Below are 21481 nucleotides of genomic sequence, written 5' to 3' on the forward strand. Positions count from 1 at the left end.
ACAATAAATAGTTCCCACATAAACTATGAGATTGTTATAAAGAGAGAGAGGGTAAAGTGCTAAAACAAATTATAGATTTAGCAAGTATATAGGCCATGACTAAAGAAACAAAATTGTTAAAAAATACAGCAATTATTGGGATTGGTAACATTTGTACGAAGTGTATCAGTTTTTTTATGTTGCCTTTATATACGTCAATACTGACTACAGTACAGTATGGTACAGTAGATTTAATTGCAACATATTCATCTTTGTTGATGATAATTTTAACACTACAATTTGAACAAGGCGTTTTTAGGTATTTGGTAGAATTCAGGGAAGATGAAACAAAACAAAAAGAGTACATTTCAGTTGCAATTTTAACGGTTATTATAATAACAATAGTCTTTTCAATCATTGGATCAGTAATTTTAAGCGTTGTAGGGTATAAGTATACGATATTTTTTATTGGCACGTCGTCTATTGGAGCAATAAATGCAGTGTTCTTACAAATACCTCGCGGACTAGGTAATAATGCAGTATACGCTTTTGGAAGTCTATTAAGTGGATCAACTAACGTTCTTCTAAATGTTCTTTTTGTTGCTATTCTTCATTATGGAGTAAATGGCGTGTTGATAGCGAGTTTACTTTCTCTTTGTATATGTCTTATATACGTATGTATTAGATTGAAATTGTGGCAATGGGTTAAGAGGAGTATTTTTAGTATGGAATGCTTAAAAAAATTACTAAGATATTCACTTCCATTGGTTCCGTATACTTTGTGTTGGTGGATTATTAGTGCTTCTGATAGGATGCTCATAAGTAGATTTCTTGGTACATCATTTAATGGAATATATGCTGCAGCTTATAAATTTCCTTCTTTATTTAGCATGGTTACGAATATTTTTCAACTTTCATGGACAGAATCAGCATCAGAAAATATTAATGATGATAATCGTGATGAATTTTATAATAATGTATTTAATAAAACAATAAGATTTTATTCTTCTGCCAATATGGGAATTATTTGTTTAATGCCTTTTCTTTTTAATTTTTTAATAGGAGATGCATTTAAAGATACATATTATTATATTCCAATTTTACTATGTGCTGCATTATTTCACTCTATAGCTGCGTTATATGGATCCCTATATTTTGCATTTAAAGAAACAAAAAAAATATCGACAACAACGATGCTTGCAGCAGCTATTAATTTCATTGTTAACTTTGCTTTAATTCAGTTTGTAGGCTTATACGCAGCGGCTGGTTCTTCGCTAATTGCATATTTTATTATTACGATTATTAGACACTATGATATTCAAAGCATGGTTAAAATTATTATTTCAAGAAAATATATTATTATAGAATGCTTTATGTATTTAATTGTTCTATTTAGTTATTACCTAATGAATTGGGTGATAGAGATAGTGGTATTAGCTATTATAATCCCATATTGCTGTATTCAGAACAAAGATTTTTTTAGCTCTATTTTCAAAATGAGTCAGAAGGTATTTATGAGGAAAAATTAAATGAAAAAGAAGATTGGTATAGCGACGATAACATTTACTAAAGAGGAAAGTGTTGATTTTAATTATGGTAATATTCTACAAAATTATGCCTTAAGTACATATTTAAAAAAACAAGGATATTCAGTAGATACTATTTATTATACATCCTCGTACTATGAGGAATTAACATCTTTGATTTCTCATAAGTATCAGTTTGAGATAAAGCAATTTGCGGATGACATTGTTAGAATCTATAAAAGAAAATTGTATTGGAATGTTTTGCAAGGAAAAAGGGAGGTAAGAAAAAATAAATTTAATCTGTTTATAGAAGAAAATATTAAATATTCAGTTGATAAGTACAATATAAAATCGAATTTAAAGGAATTAGATACTCTGTATGATGCATTTATAACTGGAAGTGATCAAGTTTGGAATCCATATTACGAGGGATCAAATGAGTTTTATTATTTGTACTTTGCAAAAAAGGGAAAACGAATTTCTTATGCTCCTAGTATAGCGGTTGACGCTATACCAGAACTGATAAGAGAAAAGTATGCTGAATGGATTAGTAATATTGATTATTTATCCATTCGTGAAAAAAGTGGACAAATACTATTAAAGAATTTATATGGATTTGAGGCAAAAATAGTGTGTGATCCAGTTTTTCTTTTGGACAAGAAACAGTGGAGTCAGATATCAGTTGATGTTAACATTAATAAAAAATACTTTTTAATTTATATATTGGGTAAAAAAACAGTTAGTATAAAAAAGAATATTTGTATGCTTGAAAAAAGATATAATATTAAAGGAATAGATGTCTATAGTAAGGATGAAATAGAATCAATGTTTGCGGGCCCCAAAGAGTTCCTTGGACTAATAAAAAATGCAGAATTTGTTTTTACTAACTCATTCCATGGAGCTGCATTATCGACAATTTTTGAAAAATCTATTGTAATTTCAGATCGAGTTGGAGGAGAAAGAATGAATAGCCGTATTGATGACTTGTTAGCATTAATTGATGCTCCTAATAGAGAAATTCAATATATTTTAAAGAACCCTAATCTTATAGAAATGAAGTTTAATAATAAAAATAAGCTGGATATGTTGATTAATGATTCCAAAGAGTTTTTAAACAATGCACTTTTATAATCATTATAAGTAGGGGGATCGGGGTATTTTTAGAAAATGAAAAATATAATATTTGGAGCATATCATAAAGATGATGTAATAAGAATGGATAGTTCTTCCGGAGGAGTCTTTTCTGCAATTGCTATTGAAATAATCAATAAAGAAGGATATATCTTTGGTGCAAATTTACGAACGGATAATAATATATATTCATGTGAGCATATTATGTGCACAAGTGTTCAAGAACTGGAAAAACTTAGAGGATCAAAATATGTGCCAAGCAAAATTGGAGATACTTTTAAACAAATTGAAAAGTTACTAAAAGAAGACAAATACATTTTGTTTTGTGGCACGCCATGTCAGGTGGCTGGTTTAATTAGTTATTTAGGTAAGAAATATGAGAAACTATATACAATTGATTTTATTTGCCATGGTGTTCCCATTCCATATTTGTTAAAAAAAGTTATTGGTGAGGATAACAACAAAAAAGTTATTAGTGCTGTTGATTTTCGTAATAAAAAGCAAGGATGGCAGAATTATGCATTTTCAGTTGAGTATACAGATGGTTTAAAATCATATCAGTTAGGACGTGAGTCGAAGTATATGCAATTATATCTATCGGATATGTATTTAAGACCGTCTTGTTATACCTGTAATTATAGGTCGACCAACAGGTTTTCGGATATTACGTTAGGGGACTTTTGGGGAGTTGAATCATTTAAGAACATTACCAATGAGGACATGTTCAAAGGCATTTCCGTTGTCGTTATTAACTCAGAAAAAGGTCTTCAAATTTTCCATAAATCATCCAATCAATTGGTATGTTTTGAAAGCGATATTTCTGTCTTTGATAGCACAAATAGATATTATAAAGAACATGTAATAAGACCATATGATATAAAAAAATTCAGAAACTTAATCTATAAGCAGAAATGTGATGAAATAATTAATAAATACAAGAGATATTCTTGGTTTCGCGAATTTGTTAAGAAAGTTAAAAGGAAGATATATAAAATTATTTAAAAATTGTTACATTTACTTGAGAGTAATATGGTTTGGTAAAAAAGTTAAAAACTTTTATCATACATTTCTAAGGGTTTAGTGTGGATAAATCTAGCAAGTTTGGAATCTACGTATATTGTAAAAGAGGTACAACGATTATGAAAAAACTACCAGTTCTCTACAATAGAAAAGAAGAGTGTTGCGGCTGTACAGCCTGCTATGCAATCTGCCCCAAGGAAGCTATTTCAATGGTGGAAGATAAAGAAAGATTTGAGTATCCACTAGTAGATGGTGCTAAGTGTATCCGTTGCTACATGTGTTTAAAGGTCTGTCCAATCAAGACAGTTAATGGAACATAAATCTCCCACGTCCACTTATAAACTCTATTCAATATCTTCAAGAGTAGTGCGAGTATGACTTGACCAGCAAGATAAGTGATAATTGATGTGTTGGAATGTTTGGATAAGGAAATTGAAAATTGAATAGTGAAGTAGTAGATAAAGCCGCAGCGATGATCAGAAAATAAAGTACGGCAGGTGATGCTTTCTGAAAAAAAGAGAGACCTACATATACTTATAGGCCTTGAAGTAGATTGAGTCTTTGAGGTGGGAAAGATTAATGAAACAAGATAATTTGAATGCTAATGACATTTTACTAAAAGGTAAGAAACTACTGTTGTAAAAGAAATGCAAAATAGGATTGATGACTTGGTGTGGTTCAAATTAATAATGGGGGTAGAGCAAGTGCAGCAAGAAAGAAATAATTCTATAGACATGTTTCGTTTATTGGCTTCCTTAATGGTAGTTATTATACATACAGAACTTATGACTGATATTAATCAAACAATTGGTTTTATAATGACGCAAGTAATACCAAGAATAGCAGTTCCTTTTTTCTTTTGTACATCTGGATATTTTTATATAAAAAAAATAATAAATAAGAAGATGGAATTCATTACTACAATGAAAAAGCTAGTATTAGTATACAGTCTATGGAGTTTAGTATATTTTGCATCTGATTTATTAAGAAGTTTGCATAATGAGACATCTATACGGATCTGGGTTATAAACTGTTTGAAAAATTACTTTATCTATGGTTCTAGCTACCAATTATGGTTTTTCCCTGCTTTATTCTTTTGTATAATAATAGCATCTATAAGTTATAAATTTGGTTTACTTAAAATGCTAGGACATATTTCATTGTTGCTATACATTATCGGCTGTCTTGGTTGTTCTTATTATAGTATAGGGAATAGAATTCCGGTAATATCATTATTGATAAACTCGCAGCACTTTACATTGATAAGAAGGGTAGTTCTAATGGGACTGCCATTTTATATTCTTGGATATTGGATAAATATATTTGAGAATAAAATTAGTATAAAGAAGTTAAATATAAAGTTGATAATATGCATTGTTATGTTTTTATTAGAGATATATTTTGTTGTTAATTTTAAAATACAAAAATCTATTGTGATAACTATATTCTTATATGTACTGCTTGCTTTTGTTATGATATTTTTGCTCAAACATCCATTTTTTGAAAAGTCTAAAAGTGCTCGCATTATGAGAGGTATCGGTAATTTTATTTTTTATACGCATCCATTATATATTATGATAATTACAAAGGCATGGGATATAATCTTTGATGGAAAGATCGAAACTATTGTTCTTTATATAATCACTATTAGTAGTTCTGGATTATGTGGATATATAATAATAAAAATAAACAATAAATTTTTAAATCAATTTATATATTAACATTGGTGAAAAGCGAATGTCCGTAAAATAGCGGGTTCTTATCAGCATGAAAAATTTGTGAATGAGTAAGAAATGTCATAACAAGAGTTCTTATGTGGTATATGGTGTTTGTAAAGTTAAATGTGAACGGGAAAGAAAGAGTGCTCGTTCACATTTTGTTAAAAATCTTTGTGAAACTCATTTCTTCGAATTGTTAACTTAAAGAAAAACGAAATCGACCAAGATTCTTTATACAACCAAAACACATTTGCGAAAATAGACTAAGTAAAGATGCCGGAATGATTTTTCATTTTCTAACTCATCATCTCATACTAGGAGAGCAGTTTTGGTTCTGTGGGTTTATACTTATTTACAGTGTTCCGACTGATACCCAAGCTCTTTGCTATTTCTCGATCGCTGCATCCTTCGTTACTGTGTAACTTGTACATAACCTGTCCCTTTTTTCAAACCTCTTTTTATGACATGATTAAGTTTAAATTTGTGTGTTAGGTTGTACAACCTAATGCGACTTAATCAGGAGGGTTACACACATGAATGCTCAATCGTTGAAACACCAGCTTTCATTGCAAAAATGGACGAGAATCGTTAAGGCGCGTTCCCAGTCTGGACTTAAGGTGATTGATTTCTGCCGGCAGGAAGGAATCAGTAAGATGCCTATTACTACTGGCTGAGCCAGTTACGTTGATTCTGAATGAAAATCAGGAAAGTTATCCACAGCAGATTCCATTTTTTAATGTCGTCCGTAGTTTTTTCTTCAGAATTAAATAATCTTGCCTGGTCCGGTTTCTTCGGCACATACAATTGCACTAGCTTAATTTTTTCAGACACACTCCGGAAGGAGCGACTGCTAATTCGTTCTAACTCACAATCGTAGAAATGAATCTATATGAATATTAAAGTTCTTGCTAGAAAATCGTCCAGCAAGAACATTTCAGATGATGAATTAGCAAAACTTGCACCTTGGGATGAAACAGTTCAAGAACTTTGCAAGAACAAAAGGAGTAAAATGCCCGCATTCCGGAATCCTAGCAATAGGATCCGGAAATAAGTTTTTGGGTATGTCCCAAAACTATGCGCTTACGCTTTAAGTCACTGTCTTTACGATTAGTCAACATACATGAATCTCCTGACTCTAGTTCTTCCGATCTATATATGTATTGTAAATATAAACCAATTCTGATATATTAAACATAGAGCAAATTTATGTTGCTAAACGAGAAGACATGTGATGGCAGAACATCAATTTATCTATATTTAACTCCACTTTACTTGGAGAATTCAGGGGGAAAAACTATATGAAAAAACCAGAGGATATTACTGAAAAGATTATGTTAAAAGATATCATACGGAAAGTACAAACTGAACTTATTTTATCACAAGAGGAACGTGAGAAGAATGGGATTGATCCACTCTTTGAAGTCGAAAATCTAGAGATAGAATTGAATTTTGTGGCAGAAAGATCTGGAGAAAAGAATGGTAATATCAATCTTTCAATTATATCAGGCGAGTTAGTTAAGAACTATCGTACGGAGCAAATTCAAAGAATTAAAATATCACTTAAAACGGTTAAGAAGCAGAAAGAGATAGAGGAAGAGAATCCTTTTAAAAAACTTGATGGATCCTTACCTGATAAAGAAGTAAAAGATAATACCACCCCTCAAGCTTAGTCGGGTAGAAGGAATATGATAATAACAAACCAGCCACTTGAAATGGTGTTTGCAAACTATCATAGGGAGAAATATTTTATGGATAAAATATTAAAATTTGCCGATAGTTTTAAGCTTGCCGATTTACAGAACTATAAAATATTAGGGGAATTTAATTATGAGAGTTATTTGCTGAAATTAAATTGTACCTTGGAAGAATATATGGAAGACTTTGTAGTATTTGATAAAGATTACAAATCTCAAGGAAATATCCGGACATTTTTTCACGAATTAATTCATTTTTTTCAGTATAGTACTACTCCGATAGGTAATTATCTTTTACAGCTAAGTAATTTTCAAACTTTGCAGGCTGAACATATTGTGAGAAATTTAGATAGAATAGAGTATCCGCTTATTCCGTATATAAAAAAACATGTACCTGTGGAAAGTAATATTAGGGTTTGGTATCATCTGAGATATTGGTTCTTAAGTGAATTAATGAGGCTTTATTATACGGACGATTTGATGCAATATATAAATATATCAAAGGCAACCACCTTCTTAGAAGAGGGACTAACAGATCTGTTTTTAGAAGTTGAACAGGAAATTTGCAAAATTCGTAAATTAGATATATTCAAGAGACGTATGAATAACACTCATGATCATGAGCGGATGTTAATGGAACAGACTTTAGCACTAACAAGTAATAATGTCAATGTGTTTGAAAATCATGCACGTATTTCAGAGTACTGGTGGGATGTGGCCGGGGATAAGGGAAAAATAAAAGCAAATCAGGATTTATTTGAATATTCAGGATGGATATTGGCTTATAAGAATGTGTCAAATGCAGATACACTCGAACAATTTGTCAGTACATTTTCTGCAATTTCAGAACTATCGTTGTTTTCTACTATCTTACCATGTGAAAATGGTTTATCAAGCATTTATTCAGCGTTTGATTTTGCTCCCAGAAATCGAATGTATGAGTTGATTAATAAAATCTAAAAACATTAAGCCGGTACAAAATTTGAATGATTATAACAGGTTTGTGAAGGAGCTTTCTTCTGCAATGGGTTATCCCTCCGTGGAAACTATAGCAGATTGCTCTATACACAATTATAAGCAAAGCACCGGTATCTCATATATTGAAAATCTATTTATTACTTCGCAAAAAATACGTAGTGAAAATTTTTCAACATTTTTCAATCAAGGATTATGGCACAGTAAGGCACTTGAAATCGAGCCGTATTCAAGCTATTTTACACGAACTTTTATTCCGCCAGCAATTCAATTTAAAAATATAATTAAATTTCATAAAAATAAAGATATACTTTCTCAGCTATTTATTGGCTATTGCTTTCGTTCATATTTACGTGAACTACTTACGGGATGTTCTAAAAAGGGAAAAGCTAATCTTGTACCAGTAGAAACTCCTTACAGAATGCAACCGGATGAATTAACATATTGGCAAACTATTATCCAACAGTATTTAAATAACATATTAGGGTTTAATACAAATATTACGTTATATTAACACGACATTTTATATAAGATAAGCTGAAGAAGGGTTATGGCAGTGAATTCCATGGTAAAACAAAACCGCCCATAGAAATCGGAGAAACCAGGTGTATAACAGACCAGCGGGAAATTCAAAAGGAATTGGAAAGGAGAGGATTATCATGATATCAGCAGCAAATATGTTTTATGAAAAGTTAGAAAGAGATTTTGTTTCTTGGGCACTAACAGTTGATGACATAAGGGCAGCATTTATAGTTGGTTCTCGAGCCCGCAAAGACCATCCTGCAGATGAGTGGTCGGATATAGATATAGTTTTCTTTACCTCAAAACAGAATTATTATCTTTCAGATAACGAATGGCTTAAAAATTTTGGGAATGTATGGACTTCCCTTGTCTCACAAACAGCAGGTGGTGATCCCGAATGTCTAACGTTGTTTGATGGCGGGTGGCAGGTTGATTTTGTTATTCACACAATTAATAGTTTAAAGCAGAATGTTGAGAATAAAATTATTCCGAATAATTTCTATCGCGGAGTGAAAGTGATTGTTGATAAAGAAGATATTGCGGAAAATATTATGCCAAAATGTTTCAAAGCTCCTAAGGGAGTGACTTTAGCAGAAGATGTATTTATGCAATATGTTAATATGTTTTGGTTCCTGGCTCTTTACTTGGCGAAGCAGATATTACGGAAGGATTTATGGCTCGTAAAAGTCCGAGATGGTAATATGAAAGAACTTTTGCTTCAGATGATAGAATGGCACGAAAAGGCAGTAAATGGAACCGAGTATGATACATGGCATGCAGGTCGTTTTTTATGTGAATGGGCAAGTGAAGAAACACTGTCAGAATTACAGAACTCATTTGGCCATTTTGACAGCATTGATAGCTGGAAAGCTTTAATAGGTACAATCACTTTGTTTAAGCGCTTGTCTCATGATATATCCTTAAAGATGAATTATAAATATCCATATGATTTGGAGAATAATGTATTTCATTGGATTAATCAGAATAATCCTACTATATAGAATATCGTCAGGAATGGATACCCTCATCTCATATACATGAGATTTATTTGGTACTCGCATACTAATATTCTACCATAAATCCCTTGCTTTTGAAGTTTGGGATTTATTTTATTGCGCTAAAGTTAAGTTTACAAAAGAGGACAGCAAAAGCGAGGAATAAATTTACTATTTACAGTATGATTTAGTCAGGAGGTAAAGAAATGGAATGGTTGAAGAATCTGAGCAATGCCATTGATTATATTGAGAGAAATTTAGATGGCGAGATTTGTTGCGAGGAAGCCGCTAAAATTGCGTGTTGTTCTACCTACTATTTCGGGCGGATGTTTTCCTATGTAGCGGGTATATCCTTATCCGAATATATTCGCCGCCGGAGAATGACACAAGCAGCTTTTGAAATACAAACCACAGATACAAAGGTTTTGGAGGTTGCATTAAAATACGGCTATACCTCTCCGACTTCTTTTAACCGGGCATTTCAAAATGTGCATGGAATATCCCCAATTTCCGCAAAGGCAAAAGGAAGTATATTAAATGCATACCCGCCTATCAAATTTTCAGTCAATATAATAGGAGGTAATGTCATGCCCTACCGGGTCGAAGAAAAAGAAGCTATAAGAATTGTAGGTATCCGTATTCCATTAACAATGGATATGGAAGAAAACAAAAGGAACGTCCCACCTTTCTGGGAAAGTACATTGAAAAGTGAACAATTTGCTAAAATCTGTAACTTGTCAAACAGGCTTCCTAGGGGTGTTTTAGGAGCAACGGTCTACCAAAGTGATGATGAAATTTATTATTATATTGCTGCGGTAACTGACCAGCCTGTACCGGATGGAATGTTTGAATATCAAATTCCAAATGCCACATGGGCGGTGTTTGAGAGTAATGGTTTTTTTAAAGAATCTGTACAGGATATTTTCAAAAGATTTTTAACGGAATGGCTTCCTTTTTCGGGATATACCTATGCAGAATTGCCGGATATAGAAGTATATCCGATTAGCAAGGAATTAAACCGTTCGGGGCATTTTGAAGTATGGATTGCAGTAAAAAAGGAAAGGTCGAATTAAACTTATGGAATATCAAATTGAAATTAGGAATGTTGAGCCAATGCGTGTTGCTTTCCTGCATTATAAAGGAGTTGCAACAGAAGCGAACAAGTTTTTCCCTAATGTTTTTAAATCCATTCAGGGTAAAGCAAATGGTGCACCGTTTTTTTGTTACTATGTTATGAATCCAGAAACTAAAGTGGGAGAAATGGACTTATGCGTACCAACAGAGCAAAATCCTTTTGGAAAAGGAATTGAAGTAAAAGAATTACCGGCCATTAAGGCCATCTGCCTGGCACATACCGGCTCTTATGAAACTTTACATCTTGCTTATAAAGCAATCGACCAATATGCCACAGAGCATAATTTACAGTTGCAACCGCCGTTTCGCGAGGTTTATATCAAGGGGCCGGGAATGTTATTGAAAGGAAATCCAGATAAATATATCACCGAGATTTTGTTCCCAATCAGGGAGGAATAAAATGACTGCTATTTCCGTAAATGATTTGGTTAAAAAGTATAAAAGCGGAGTACAGGCCTTAGATGGCCTTACTTTGGCGGTAAAGGAAGGCGAAATATTTTCCCTTTTGGGACAGAACGGAGCAGGAAAATCTACACTTATTAATGTGTTGACTACTTACCTGCGTCCTACTTCTGGCAGCGTGACCATGTTTGGAAAAGACGCTTATCGTGAAGCGGCTGAAATCCGTTCAAAAATTTCTTGTGTTGCACAAAGAACTTCTATTGATACGCATTTATCGCTCACAGAAAATATGATGTTTCAAAGCAAGCTATATAAAGTGCCAAGGTCAGAAGCCATAAAGCGTATGGAAATGCTAATCTCCTGTTTTGGATTAGAGAGGTATTTGAAATATCCGGTTTCTTCCTATTCCGGCGGAGTAAAAAGGCGGCTTGATATTGCACTAAATCTAATGTCCAATCCCAAAGTGTTATTTTTAGATGAACCAACCGTTGGAATGGATATCGGGTCCCGAATGGCAATGTGGGATATGGTAAAGAAGATTAGAAACGACTTTGGGACCACGATTTTCTTAACAACTCATTATTTGGAAGAAGCCGACGAATTGAGTGATACAATCTGCATTATGAAAAACGGAAAAGAGGTCGTTCAAGGTTCTCCAAATTCTCTCCGGGCATACCTACGGCAGGATATGCTGAAAATCAGCTTTTCAGAAAAGAAAGAAGCTGAAAAATGTTTTGAAACCCTAAAGGGAACCATTGCTCTCAAAGAATCTAATTTACGCCATGATAAAATCATTACCAGCTTAAAAAGCGGACGAAGCGATTTAGAGAAAACGGCCCGCCTACTGTTGGAGCATAGTATTCCGTTCTTGGGAATCGAAATTATACAGCCCACCTTAGAAGATGTTTTCATCAGCCTGACCAGTGACAATGGAAAGGAGGCCAGCTAATGGATATTCTAACCTTGTTACACCGCAATATAAAATGGCGTTTTCATAATGCTTTTACTATCGTGATTACTATTTTACAGCCTATGTTATGGCTTGTATTGTATAGTGCTGTTGCAGGACAATCGATGAAAGGGATTGGAATTGCAAATTATACGGCTTTTGTTCTCCCCGGACTGATTGTGCTGGTTAGTTTCGGTGCGTGCAGCAGCAGCGGCATTATGAATTATTTGATGAAAGCAGATGGCAGCTTTTATCGGATATTGATTGCCCCGGTTAAAAGGAGTTCTATTGTACTGGGGCAGGTATTAGAAGCAGTCGTATGTACATTCATTGAAGTTACTATTATGTGCATAGTCAGTTTGTTTTTTTCGGTAAACATTGCAACTGGATTCACAGGTATACTCTTGGTAGCTCTCTTAGTATTTTTAACTGCATTTTTTATTTCGGGACTTACTTACGCTATTAGCCTTTGTCTACCAAACGAAGTCATGTATGAAACGGTAATGAACGCAATTGTTCTCCCCCTCTTTTTTCTAAGTACCGCATTGTTTCCGGAAGATGGATTGTCCGGGGGATTAAAAATTGCGGTCAACCTAAATCCATTTACCCATGTAATAAATGTTTTGCGAGATTTGATTTTACAAGGCGATATTGTTTATCGTGATGTCAGCTTTGTTATTGTTCTGCTGATAGGTATGTGTGGTATCAGTTTTTCATGGGCTTTTCACAGATTAAAAAAGGAAACGGCTTTATAGAAACATATAAAAACCGCCACTCGGCCAAGTGACGGTTTTTAGATGATTTCTAAACTTACTGTTTCAAATCCAACCGCATGTCGCGGTGCTTCTCTTATGTAAGTATAATAGAATGATAACAGTTGAAAATCAAGGTATCGCAGAGAGAAAATTTGTCAATACCTATTACGGACGTTACTGTTCACTCCCCTGCAAAAAACAGCAGTTCCGCGAACAATAACACGCTTCGCGATGCACACAAAACGCGAAAACAGCGTTTTGGCGCTGCAATTCTCCGGTTTTATTGTGACAATACACTCACAAAAAACACGTCGCGTTTATTGGCCTGTGAACAGTAACTTACGGACCACATTGGTGACAGGCGCCATGCCGGTACAGGAGCTCATTTTGGAATTACCAAAAACCACAAAATAAGAGACAAAACTATAATCCTCCTTTAACCCTTAAACGTAAGTGTTTGAGGGGTTTTGTCGTTATCCTAATAAAATTGACATTACTGTTAATATGACAATTGAAAACTTCTCTATTATATCAGAGAATTTATTACAAACTGCAGATAATACATACTTAGTTATGTCGTTTCCATAAATTGTGTATGTAATGAAGGATAATAACTTAGATAAATAATTTGAAATAATATCCATATAGTGATATATTTTAACTACATGTATTAGCAATAATGGGAAATTGGTCATGTGATATTTTGAATAAAAGATATGAAGTTAACTAATTTTTCTTCAGGTGGTAATTCCTTTGAGAACAATATTTCAAGAAATTACTGATGAAGACAAAGAAATAATTTGGGATTATGCTGCCAACCATATTGCATTTTTAATAAAAAAAGAAAACTAGTATGAAAAGGAGCGCCACAATAATGGAATTTACAAAACTCAAAAATAGTCTAGAGTGCTTAGGATATACCGTAAGTGAATTTAATGATGCAGAAGAAGCAACTAAGCATTTAGCTAATCAACTGAGTGATAGAACTATTGGAATTGGAGGTTCAGTTACTGTAGAAGAAATGAAACTGTATGATGCACTGGTGTCTCATAATGATGTGTATTGGCATATGCGATTACCTGAAAACATGAGTGCCATGGAAGCAAGAAAGAGAGCAAATCTGTCAGATTTATATATTTCCTCGGTAAATGGAATTGCCGAAACAGGAGAAATCATCAATATAGATAATACTGGAAATCGTGTATCTGCAATCAGTTTTGGACATGATAAAGTTTATTTAATTATTGGTGAAAATAAAATAGCTTCAAGTTATGAAGACGCCTTAGATAGAGCAAGAAATATCGCTGCACCCCTTAATGCCAAACGTTTAGGAGTAAAAACGCCATGTGCGATAAAGGGTGATAAATGTTATGATTGTAAAAGCCCGCAGAGAATATGCAGAAATTTTTCTGTACTATGGGAGAAACCTACAGGGAGTGAATATGAAGTTATTTTAATTCATGAAAAGCTTGGATACTAGATTAATGATATTTAATTGAGTAAATTCTATCAAGGTTAAAATGAAATACCAATCGAGATTATTGTTCTAGTTTTTTATATTATTTGCGGCGGCTTTGTTTTCTTTAAGAATAAAAAAAAGTATAGATTCAGTGACAAATTTGAATTTGGAGAGGAGATAAATAGTGAATATTAAAAAAGTTATGGGTGACAAAAAAGAATATATTTCTTTACTGTTATTGGCTGACGAACAAGAAAACATGATAGATAAATACCTTGAGAATGGTGAAATGTTTGTTCTGGATGATGATGGTATAAAAGCTGAGTGTGTTGTAACCAAAGAAGCCGAAGGTATTTATGAGCTTAAAAACATTGCTGTTTTGCCTGATTATCAACGAAGAGGTTATGGGAAAAGCCTGATAGAATTTCTGTTTGCCCATTATTCCGACTGCAATGTTATGTTTGTTGGAACTGGCGACTGTCACTCGACCCTTTCTTTTTATAATATCTGCGGTTTTACAGAATCACACAGAATAAAGAATTTTTTTACAGATAACTACGACCATCCAATGTTTGAAGACGGAATACAACTGGTTGATATGGTTTATCTAAAAAGAGAACGATAACTTACAGGAACTGATTACAAAGGGATATGGCTGCGCAGCAAAAGAGAAATCGGTCATTGTGATGCGGCTGACGTGGACTTCAATACGGTGGTAGATTTTATCCAATTCCGAGTAAGCATGAATAATAGATATAGTATTATCAGTTACAAAACTTTTTTGTTCATTTGCAACTTTCAATTGGATACATGGTAAGATACATATCGGAATTTACTGAGTTAAGTAGTTCGATAGAATTAAGGGAGGAAAAATGAATAAAAAAAATTTAATTAGAAATGGTGTTTCAGCAGTTACTTTTGGAGCTTGTTATGCTTTGATTTCATATCTATTTGATAAAACTGTAGATGTTGCTGAAATTGTTGTATCTACTGTCGCATATTTTGTAATTATGAGTCTTCTATATCTCATTGCACCTAAGCTAAGAAAATAATTGGTCATAACAAGTAGAATAACAACTTCCAGTTTGTAGGAGAGTTTTAAGGCTCTCCTACAAAAAATCTCATTTATCAACTATTTGTTGTGACATAGCCTAAATTAAATAGACTGGAAATTCCAATTTTTTGAGGTGTTGTAACTGCCCATTATATTTATTAAACAGTCAGTATAAGAAAAAAGGAATACATATTATTTATATTAGCGGTGATTATTATGAAATTATCAAAATCGATTGATTTTCTTCTCGAAAACGCGGGACCGGTGATTCAATATAGGCTACGGAAAGAAATTCTCTGCAATCTAAAGAAAACAGAGGAAGAAAACCTGTTGGAAGAAATCTATCAAACACCACATTTCAAACTAATGCAAAGATATATCAAGCCAAACGGATATATTGGTAGCGGGGCGCACAGTTGGGATAATTGGCGGGGCGTGATACTCCATGAAACACCCCTACAGGATGGTGAAACAGCTGCACGGCTATTGTCCTACTTTGCTATACCCAAAACTCACCCGATTGTTGTGAATTTTGTTGCAGCTATGCGTGACGAGGAAACTTTTCGAAAAGAATTTTCCTATATCCCGCCTGAAGTAGAGCGTTATGAAAATCGGTTCCGCGGAATCAGCAGTGGATTTTGTTTGATGATTTTAATCTATACTATGCAGGCGATGCTTGGTTACGGTGATGACGAGTATGTAAGACCCTTTCAAAATGTCGCGCTAGAAGCCTTTGAGAGCATATTATCTCTCTCATCGCTCAATGAAATAACGAAGATACGCCAAAGCAAAGCAAAATGCAACTACCCCTATCTCGAGGAAAGTGCGAGTTTCCCATGTCAATACCATTTAGAGGTTTTGGCTTATACAAACGTTTGGCGAACACCAGAAAATATAATGTTGATGGCTAATGCACTTAATCATTATAACGTAATTCTACATGGTACAAATCCTATGCACGTCAAGATTGGCTCGAAATATTACGTTCCCTTTCCACTGAATATGTCAAATAGCCCTATCCGGCCATTTCGTTCAGACGTAATTGATACCATAACTTACCGGCGCCTGCTGACAGAAATCGCAATGCTTGGAGTAGGTGAAAGTGTTAGTGTAATAAAGGATTCTATTGCGGGTATTGAGGACGCAATAGGCGACGATGGTATACTCAAAATGAGATTTGATTTGCCACATAACAAACGCTACTCCCCGAAGAACATTGAATATCCGACCCCCTATGCTGATGTGCGTCTGGAACCGGATTACAAGCGCAAATTCGCCCTTGAATGTGATTTGACCTTTTGGGCAGTGCAATTTTTATATCTCTGTGGCACTGCTGACTTCCACTAAATGGGCAAACGGTGAAGTTAATGCAACGTCCCATTATGAATATTAATTGCATAGATTTATTATAAAATGGAGCGATTAAGCAGGAGAAATTTGCAGTTGATGGAAACTGCGATTAACAATTTTTAATAGAATTATAAGGGGGATAAGACCAATGGATATGGTTGCTATTAAGCAGTTAACATACGAGCTTTTGGGTAATAAGAATAGCCATCCTTGGAAAGAAAAGGGCAATAAATACTATCATGGTGAGAGAGTGGCATCACTTGTTATTAGTCTCAGAAAGCTAATACTTCCAGAGGACGACAGCCACGATGATATACTTACCGTTGCGGCATGGTTTCATGACATAAGTAATGGTGAGGACCATCATGGGGAAGTTGGTGCAGTAAAAGCACGTGAGGTTTTGCGTGAATATTGTACCAAGGAAGAATTAGATGAAATTTGTGTTATAATATCGGTGCATGATGACCGTTATCATGGTCGAGATACCTATTCGGATTATATTAAGCTTCAACAGGATGCAGACCTTTTGGATCATTTTGGGTCCTATGATATTTGGATGCACTTTATTTATTCCAGCGCACATGGTCTGGCATTCAATAATGTCATCGATTGGTTGGTGAATGAACGTCCAAAGGATGATGAAAAATACCTTAGTGAGCTTAATTTTGAAATTAGCAGAAAAATATATAAGGAGAAGAGTGATTTTGTAAAGTCTTTTGCAGAGCGTTTTCGTACAGAAGGATCTGGGCAGTTCTGGAATTTGAGTACAATATTAGCAGATTAGACATATTGCCCTTATTAGCTGATTCTATTCAAGGTATTTTTATTTAGGTGGGAGGTTACTTAAATGTTAAATAATTTATTTCCATTGGAGGTATCTGTATTATCTTCAAACGCACTTTGCGATTATATTAGGCAAGAATATTTTCCTCAGATAACACTGCGATGCCGACTATTTTACAGGGGGTTACATGATATATATAAAGTTATCACAGAAAAGGAGACATATTTTTTTAAGGTATATCGTCAAGGAGTAAGAAGCATAGAAGAAATTCAATCTGAAATTGATTTGCTTAATCATCTAAAGTCATTAGATATTAAAGCAACATACCCTGTTTCTAAACAAGACCATACAATCATTGGACAGTTTAGGACCGCAAATGGAATAAGATATGGCGTTTTATATACATCAGTTGGAACACAAGAGTTTGACCAAATAGAGGAAACTGCTGAATCAAATGAAAGATTAGGAAGTTATATTGCTTCAATTCATAATGCATGGGATAAATGTGATTTTATTATTAACCGACCAAATTTAGATTCTCATACATTTATTGATGATTCTATGTGTGCTATAAAACAATTCTCAAATATCCATGATTTCGACATAAACTTTTTAGAGGAAATTGAAAAAAATGTAAAAATAAAATTAGCAAGTTTGAGTATCGAAAAACCTCAATATGGTATTTGCCATGGCGACATTTATAGCGGAAATATACGGGTTGACGCTAACAACAATCCTATACTGTTTGATTTTGATTTCTGTGGTAATGGATGGAGGGCATATGATATATCAATGTATGCATTCCCTTTTGGCATGGGAAGTGATATAACAAAATTAAAAAAGAGAGAGCAACGAAAAAATCAATTTTTAAATGGATATAACAAGGTTAGAGCTATGACAGAAAATGAAATCAAGTCAATTGAACTATTTATTCCTTTCCGAAGGATTTTTAATATTGGTACTCTATACATTTCTTTTCTTTCAAATACCTGGGGAGATTCTCTTGTCATTAGAAATGTTGATGATGATATTGTAAATCTTAAAAAATGGTTAGACCTCAACCCTATATTTTGAGTGGGCATTAAAATTAAACATAATTTTATTTCGAAATCTGAATAGAGAATTATAGATAGAGTGGAGGATATTATGAAAACAATTATTACAATTCAGCACACACAATCAATTCATCATACAAACGGCATGGTTGGTTCATGGACAGATTGGGATTTGTCTGAAATCGGTAAGGAACAAGCAGAGTGTATTGGAAAGAAATTATCAAAAGAATTAACAGATAATAATTACATTATGTACTCTTCTGATTTGAAACGTGCAAAGCAGACCGCAGAGATTATTGGGCAACACATGAATTTATCTCCTATTTTTGTGTCTGAATTAAGAGAGCGAAATCTGGGTAAGTGTGTTGGAAAATCAGTTCAATGGTTGAGAGAAAATATTGAATGCCAAGAAAAAACAGTTGATGATAAAATGTTTTCTGACGCTGAAAGTCGCAGAGATGAATGGAACAGACTGTTTCCATTTTATCAAAAGATACTTAATAGTAAAGAGGAGAATATAATTATAGTTTCACATGGGGATTTGCTAAGTGTTTTTAATACAATGTGGCTTGGTTTAGATGTAGTGTCACTTAATCAAGCAGAAATGTTTGGCTTGGCAGGCGGTGTTACTTTCATGTTTGAAAATAATGAGGGAAAACATTTTATTAAACGAATGAGTGATATGTCATATATATCGGCATAACATATTCTGATTTATTAAGGGAATTAATACATAAAGAATGGTTCGTAATATGAATAGAGAATTATACGAAGTAATGCGCAAAAAAAATCACCTATATTATAGGTGCCTATTGATATTCTATCTATAAACGCTACTCCCCGAAGAACATTGAATATCCGACCCCCTATTACAAGCACAAATACGCCCTTGAATGTGATTTGACCTTTTGGGCAGTACAATTTTTATATCTCTGTGGCACTGCTGACTTCCACTAAATGGGTAAACGGTGAAGTTAATGCAACGTCCCATTATGAATATTAATTGCACAGACAAACAACCAAAATGATATATGGTGGGTACAAAAATAATCCCACACAAATAAATACAAGCAGCTTTTTAAGGGAATGAAAATAGCCTAACCGACGTTTTATTGGTTGGGCTATTTTTATATGTAATATCTGCTCTACTGTCCATCAGAAGCATTGCAACATCCCATGCATGCTCCGTATAACACATATATTTTTCTTGATTGACATTGCCAGCATAACATCAAAGGTATAATTAATATAACTGGTATGTCTCGGACCTTTTCAACTCTAAAACTTCTTTGCGAATAAGCCCTGTGTCAACCGTTTTTGAAAATGTCCTCAAAAAGTTTAAACATAAGCACCAGATTTCTGGTGCTTAGTTTTAAATAGTACTTTAGGAGAAAATCCATAGCTCAGTCGGTATTTGGATAACCTTAATAAACCTACAGACTTCGAAATATCAGTTAAGCTACATCTTTTCTATGTAATTGACTTTTAGCGTACTTTTCAAATGATGCCTGCTTCCAAGGATGGTTCATAGGAGGTATGTATTTCTTTTTTGGTAATTCCGGAATGGTCGCTAAATCAAATGCTTTTGAAGAAAGCTTGTGTTCCGGAAGTAACTCAAGTGCATAAACCTGCTCACCAATACAACTAAAAAGTTCACCATTGAATGATCTAATTACCATTGCTGTGGTGCCCTTACGATGGTGTACAGCGATTCCTTGACTGTTTACAGGAAGATAGTATTCATTTTGATATTTCAGGCAACTTCCGTTATCTATCTTTCTAGAAGATAATACCGCCAACGTCAGATTGATTTTATCACTATCTGGTTGCATTTCGAACACAGATTTGATACTATCAATAGGTAAAGCGAACTGCTTATTAAATTTCTTTATATAGGTGTGGAGAAATTGATTGGCTTGCTGAATGCTGGTTACATTCGCAAGTCGGAGTTCAACAGGAAGGCGGGATTGAAGAGTGCCAAACATTCTTTCAACCCGCCCTTTTGCTTGTGCAACGCTGGAAGTACGAATGTCGATTCCTAATTGTTTGCAGGCATAACCAAACTGAGTAAAGGTATCTTTCTCTAAAGAGGTTTCATGCTTCTTTTTATACTCAAATACAGTTCGGTTGTCAGTAAAAAATTGATATGGAATGCCATAATTACTAAGAACCTGATAGAGAACATGATAATAGCCATTTAATGTTTCTTGTTCATCAAAGTAGGCGCCAACAATCTGCCCTGTGGCATCATCAACGGCGATGTGGAGTTGTGTTTTGAATTGCCCAAACCAAAGGTGTAGGGACGCATCCATTTGAAGCATTTCACCGAAATACGCGCATCTAGGATGCCTAGGATGCGAATCCTCCAGATCCATGATGGAACTTTGAATAATAGCTGCTTTCTTTTTAGACTTAGTCTTTGATTGAATAGCCTTTAGTGCTTTTTTTACCGCTTTCTTGGAAGAACGGTTTGCTTTAGGAGAAAGGATGTATTCCTTTCTAAGAATAGAAGTAATGGCACTGACAGATACACTGATATGTTCTTTTTCTTTGAGAAGTTCAGAGTAATGGGTCAGATTGCAGTCACTGTACTTGGTACGATATAAGTCCAAGATTAACTGTTTTGTATCTGTAGGAAGAGTAATGGCCGGCTGTCGCCCTCGGTTACCATGAATAAAGAAAGACTTACCTTGTTCTTGATAGCCCTTTATTAAGCGATTGATGTGTCGATCTGAACAACCTATTTTAAGAGCAGCTGTTTTCTTATTACCATTTGTGTCTACGAGTTTTTTAATGACCTCGTACTTTTGGTTTTCGTCCATTGTTAGTAATACCTTTCTGATTGTGTCCACCTCATTTCTAAGTCATGAGGTTCTATTATAATATATGAACGACTAATTGGGACATAATCATTTGTGGTACACTAAGACATTATCATAAATGAATCATACTAAAACTTCTTTGCGAATAAGCCCTGTT

23 protein-coding genes are annotated in these 21481 nt (G+C 34.0%); 21 read left to right on the top strand and 2 right to left on the bottom strand.

Features of this window, described 5'->3' with window-relative positions; all coding sequences use genetic code 11:
• The first annotated feature begins 95 nt into the window (after positions 1-95).
• From RBU59_RS17320 to RBU59_RS17340, 5 genes are all read left to right on the top strand, one after another.
• Positions 96-1508, top strand: a complete 1413-nt coding sequence (locus RBU59_RS17320) for a lipopolysaccharide biosynthesis protein (RefSeq protein WP_308143756.1) — start codon at positions 96-98, stop codon at positions 1506-1508.
• Positions 1509-2636: a polysaccharide pyruvyl transferase family protein gene (locus RBU59_RS17325; protein ID WP_308143757.1), complete on the top strand. Its 1128-nt coding sequence runs from the start codon at positions 1509-1511 to the stop codon at positions 2634-2636.
• Between the two features lie 36 nt (positions 2637-2672).
• A complete protein-coding gene (locus tag RBU59_RS17330) occupies positions 2673-3638 on the top strand; it encodes a Coenzyme F420 hydrogenase/dehydrogenase, beta subunit C-terminal domain (RefSeq protein WP_308143758.1) in 966 nt (321 codons plus the stop codon).
• Between the two features lie 137 nt (positions 3639-3775).
• The gene (locus RBU59_RS17335) at positions 3776-3976 is read left to right on the top strand and encodes a 4Fe-4S dicluster domain-containing protein (RefSeq protein WP_308143759.1); all 201 of its coding nucleotides are present in this window, start codon (positions 3776-3778) and stop codon (positions 3974-3976) included.
• A 384-nt stretch (positions 3977-4360) separates the two neighbouring features.
• A complete protein-coding gene (locus tag RBU59_RS17340; protein WP_308143760.1) occupies positions 4361-5377 on the top strand; it encodes an acyltransferase family protein in 1017 nt (338 codons plus the stop codon).
• 311 nt (positions 5378-5688) lie between these two features.
• On the opposite strand, the gene RBU59_RS28805 is transcribed toward RBU59_RS17340, so the two are convergent.
• Positions 5689-5805: a winged helix-turn-helix transcriptional regulator gene (locus RBU59_RS28805; RefSeq protein WP_442871691.1), complete on the bottom strand. Its 117-nt coding sequence runs from the start codon at positions 5803-5805 to the stop codon at positions 5689-5691.
• A 102-nt stretch (positions 5806-5907) separates the two neighbouring features.
• On the opposite strand from RBU59_RS28805, the gene RBU59_RS17345 reads away from it, so the two are divergent.
• From RBU59_RS17345 to RBU59_RS17420, 16 genes are all read left to right on the top strand, one after another.
• Complete coding sequence (locus tag RBU59_RS17345) at positions 5908-6048, top strand: hypothetical protein (protein WP_308143761.1); 141 nt, start codon at positions 5908-5910, stop codon at positions 6046-6048.
• A 624-nt stretch (positions 6049-6672) separates the two neighbouring features.
• On the top strand, positions 6673-7044 hold the full coding sequence (locus RBU59_RS17350) for a trypco2 family protein (RefSeq protein ID WP_308143762.1): 372 nt from the start codon (positions 6673-6675) through the stop codon (positions 7042-7044).
• Between the two features lie 78 nt (positions 7045-7122).
• Positions 7123-8028, top strand: coding sequence for a hypothetical protein (locus RBU59_RS17355; RefSeq protein WP_308143763.1), 906 nt, complete (start codon positions 7123-7125; stop codon positions 8026-8028).
• 22 nt (positions 8029-8050) lie between these two features.
• A complete protein-coding gene (locus tag RBU59_RS17360; protein WP_308143764.1) occupies positions 8051-8557 on the top strand; it encodes a hypothetical protein in 507 nt (168 codons plus the stop codon).
• 145 nt (positions 8558-8702) lie between these two features.
• A complete protein-coding gene (locus tag RBU59_RS17365) occupies positions 8703-9566 on the top strand; it encodes an aminoglycoside 6-adenylyltransferase (protein WP_308143765.1) in 864 nt (287 codons plus the stop codon).
• 200 nt (positions 9567-9766) lie between these two features.
• A complete protein-coding gene (locus RBU59_RS17370) occupies positions 9767-10633 on the top strand; it encodes an AraC family transcriptional regulator (protein ID WP_308143766.1) in 867 nt (288 codons plus the stop codon).
• A gap of 4 nt (positions 10634-10637) precedes the next feature.
• Positions 10638-11093 carry a GyrI-like domain-containing protein gene (locus tag RBU59_RS17375; RefSeq protein WP_308143767.1) on the top strand — a complete coding sequence of 152 codons (456 nt, stop codon included), beginning with the start codon at positions 10638-10640 and terminating at the stop codon, positions 11091-11093.
• Between the two features lies 1 nt (position 11094).
• Positions 11095-12045, top strand: a complete 951-nt coding sequence (locus tag RBU59_RS17380; RefSeq protein WP_308143768.1) for an ABC transporter ATP-binding protein — start codon at positions 11095-11097, stop codon at positions 12043-12045.
• Positions 12045-12800, top strand: coding sequence for an ABC transporter permease (locus RBU59_RS17385; protein ID WP_308143769.1), 756 nt, complete (start codon positions 12045-12047; stop codon positions 12798-12800). The genes RBU59_RS17380 and RBU59_RS17385 overlap by 1 nt, the downstream gene beginning before the upstream one ends.
• Positions 12801-13674: 874 nt before the next feature.
• Positions 13675-14280: a lactate utilization protein gene (locus tag RBU59_RS17390; RefSeq protein WP_308143770.1), complete on the top strand. Its 606-nt coding sequence runs from the start codon at positions 13675-13677 to the stop codon at positions 14278-14280.
• A gap of 163 nt (positions 14281-14443) precedes the next feature.
• On the top strand, positions 14444-14884 hold the full coding sequence (locus tag RBU59_RS17395) for a GNAT family N-acetyltransferase (protein ID WP_308143771.1): 441 nt from the start codon (positions 14444-14446) through the stop codon (positions 14882-14884).
• A gap of 247 nt (positions 14885-15131) precedes the next feature.
• Positions 15132-15311, top strand: coding sequence for a hypothetical protein (locus tag RBU59_RS17400; protein WP_308143772.1), 180 nt, complete (start codon positions 15132-15134; stop codon positions 15309-15311).
• Positions 15312-15529: 218 nt separating this feature from the next.
• Complete coding sequence (locus tag RBU59_RS17405; RefSeq protein ID WP_308143773.1) at positions 15530-16660, top strand: hypothetical protein; 1131 nt, start codon at positions 15530-15532, stop codon at positions 16658-16660.
• A 151-nt stretch (positions 16661-16811) separates the two neighbouring features.
• Positions 16812-17447, top strand: a complete 636-nt coding sequence (locus RBU59_RS17410) for a hypothetical protein (protein ID WP_308143774.1) — start codon at positions 16812-16814, stop codon at positions 17445-17447.
• Positions 17448-17510: 63 nt separating this feature from the next.
• Positions 17511-18521: a phosphotransferase enzyme family protein gene (locus RBU59_RS17415; protein WP_308143775.1), complete on the top strand. Its 1011-nt coding sequence runs from the start codon at positions 17511-17513 to the stop codon at positions 18519-18521.
• Positions 18522-18593: 72 nt separating this feature from the next.
• Positions 18594-19205: a histidine phosphatase family protein gene (locus tag RBU59_RS17420; protein ID WP_308143776.1), complete on the top strand. Its 612-nt coding sequence runs from the start codon at positions 18594-18596 to the stop codon at positions 19203-19205.
• A gap of 751 nt (positions 19206-19956) precedes the next feature.
• Here the strand turns inward: RBU59_RS17420 and RBU59_RS17425 are convergent.
• A complete protein-coding gene (locus RBU59_RS17425) occupies positions 19957-21324 on the bottom strand; it encodes an ISNCY family transposase (protein WP_308143379.1) in 1368 nt (455 codons plus the stop codon).
• Between the last annotated feature and the right edge of the window lie 157 nt (positions 21325-21481).

The sequence above is a fragment of the Anaerocolumna sp. MB42-C2 genome, from assembly GCF_030913705.1.
GTDB lineage: Bacteria > Bacillota > Clostridia > Lachnospirales > Lachnospiraceae > Anaerocolumna.

Coding starts and splice junctions, on each gene's coding strand:
- RBU59_RS17320 (WP_308143756.1), top strand. CDS start 96: ATGACTAAAGAAACAAAATTGTTAAAAAATACAGCAATTATTGGGATT.
- RBU59_RS17325 (WP_308143757.1), top strand. CDS start 1,509: ATGAAAAAGAAGATTGGTATAGCGACGATAACATTTACTAAAGAGGAA.
- RBU59_RS17330 (WP_308143758.1), top strand. CDS start 2,673: ATGAAAAATATAATATTTGGAGCATATCATAAAGATGATGTAATAAGA.
- RBU59_RS17335 (WP_308143759.1), top strand. CDS start 3,776: ATGAAAAAACTACCAGTTCTCTACAATAGAAAAGAAGAGTGTTGCGGC.
- RBU59_RS28805 (WP_442871691.1), bottom strand. CDS start 5,805: ATGTACAAGTTACACAGTAACGAAGGATGCAGCGATCGAGAAATAGCA.
- RBU59_RS17345 (WP_308143761.1), top strand. CDS start 5,908: ATGAATGCTCAATCGTTGAAACACCAGCTTTCATTGCAAAAATGGACG.
- RBU59_RS17350 (WP_308143762.1), top strand. CDS start 6,673: ATGAAAAAACCAGAGGATATTACTGAAAAGATTATGTTAAAAGATATC.
- RBU59_RS17355 (WP_308143763.1), top strand. CDS start 7,123: ATGGATAAAATATTAAAATTTGCCGATAGTTTTAAGCTTGCCGATTTA.
- RBU59_RS17365 (WP_308143765.1), top strand. CDS start 8,703: ATGATATCAGCAGCAAATATGTTTTATGAAAAGTTAGAAAGAGATTTT.
- RBU59_RS17370 (WP_308143766.1), top strand. CDS start 9,767: ATGGAATGGTTGAAGAATCTGAGCAATGCCATTGATTATATTGAGAGA.
- RBU59_RS17375 (WP_308143767.1), top strand. CDS start 10,638: ATGGAATATCAAATTGAAATTAGGAATGTTGAGCCAATGCGTGTTGCT.
- RBU59_RS17380 (WP_308143768.1), top strand. CDS start 11,095: ATGACTGCTATTTCCGTAAATGATTTGGTTAAAAAGTATAAAAGCGGA.
- RBU59_RS17385 (WP_308143769.1), top strand. CDS start 12,045: ATGGATATTCTAACCTTGTTACACCGCAATATAAAATGGCGTTTTCAT.
- RBU59_RS17390 (WP_308143770.1), top strand. CDS start 13,675: ATGGAATTTACAAAACTCAAAAATAGTCTAGAGTGCTTAGGATATACC.
- RBU59_RS17400 (WP_308143772.1), top strand. CDS start 15,132: ATGAATAAAAAAAATTTAATTAGAAATGGTGTTTCAGCAGTTACTTTT.
- RBU59_RS17405 (WP_308143773.1), top strand. CDS start 15,530: ATGAAATTATCAAAATCGATTGATTTTCTTCTCGAAAACGCGGGACCG.
- RBU59_RS17410 (WP_308143774.1), top strand. CDS start 16,812: ATGGATATGGTTGCTATTAAGCAGTTAACATACGAGCTTTTGGGTAAT.
- RBU59_RS17415 (WP_308143775.1), top strand. CDS start 17,511: ATGTTAAATAATTTATTTCCATTGGAGGTATCTGTATTATCTTCAAAC.
- RBU59_RS17420 (WP_308143776.1), top strand. CDS start 18,594: ATGAAAACAATTATTACAATTCAGCACACACAATCAATTCATCATACA.
- RBU59_RS17425 (WP_308143379.1), bottom strand. CDS start 21,324: ATGGACGAAAACCAAAAGTACGAGGTCATTAAAAAACTCGTAGACACA.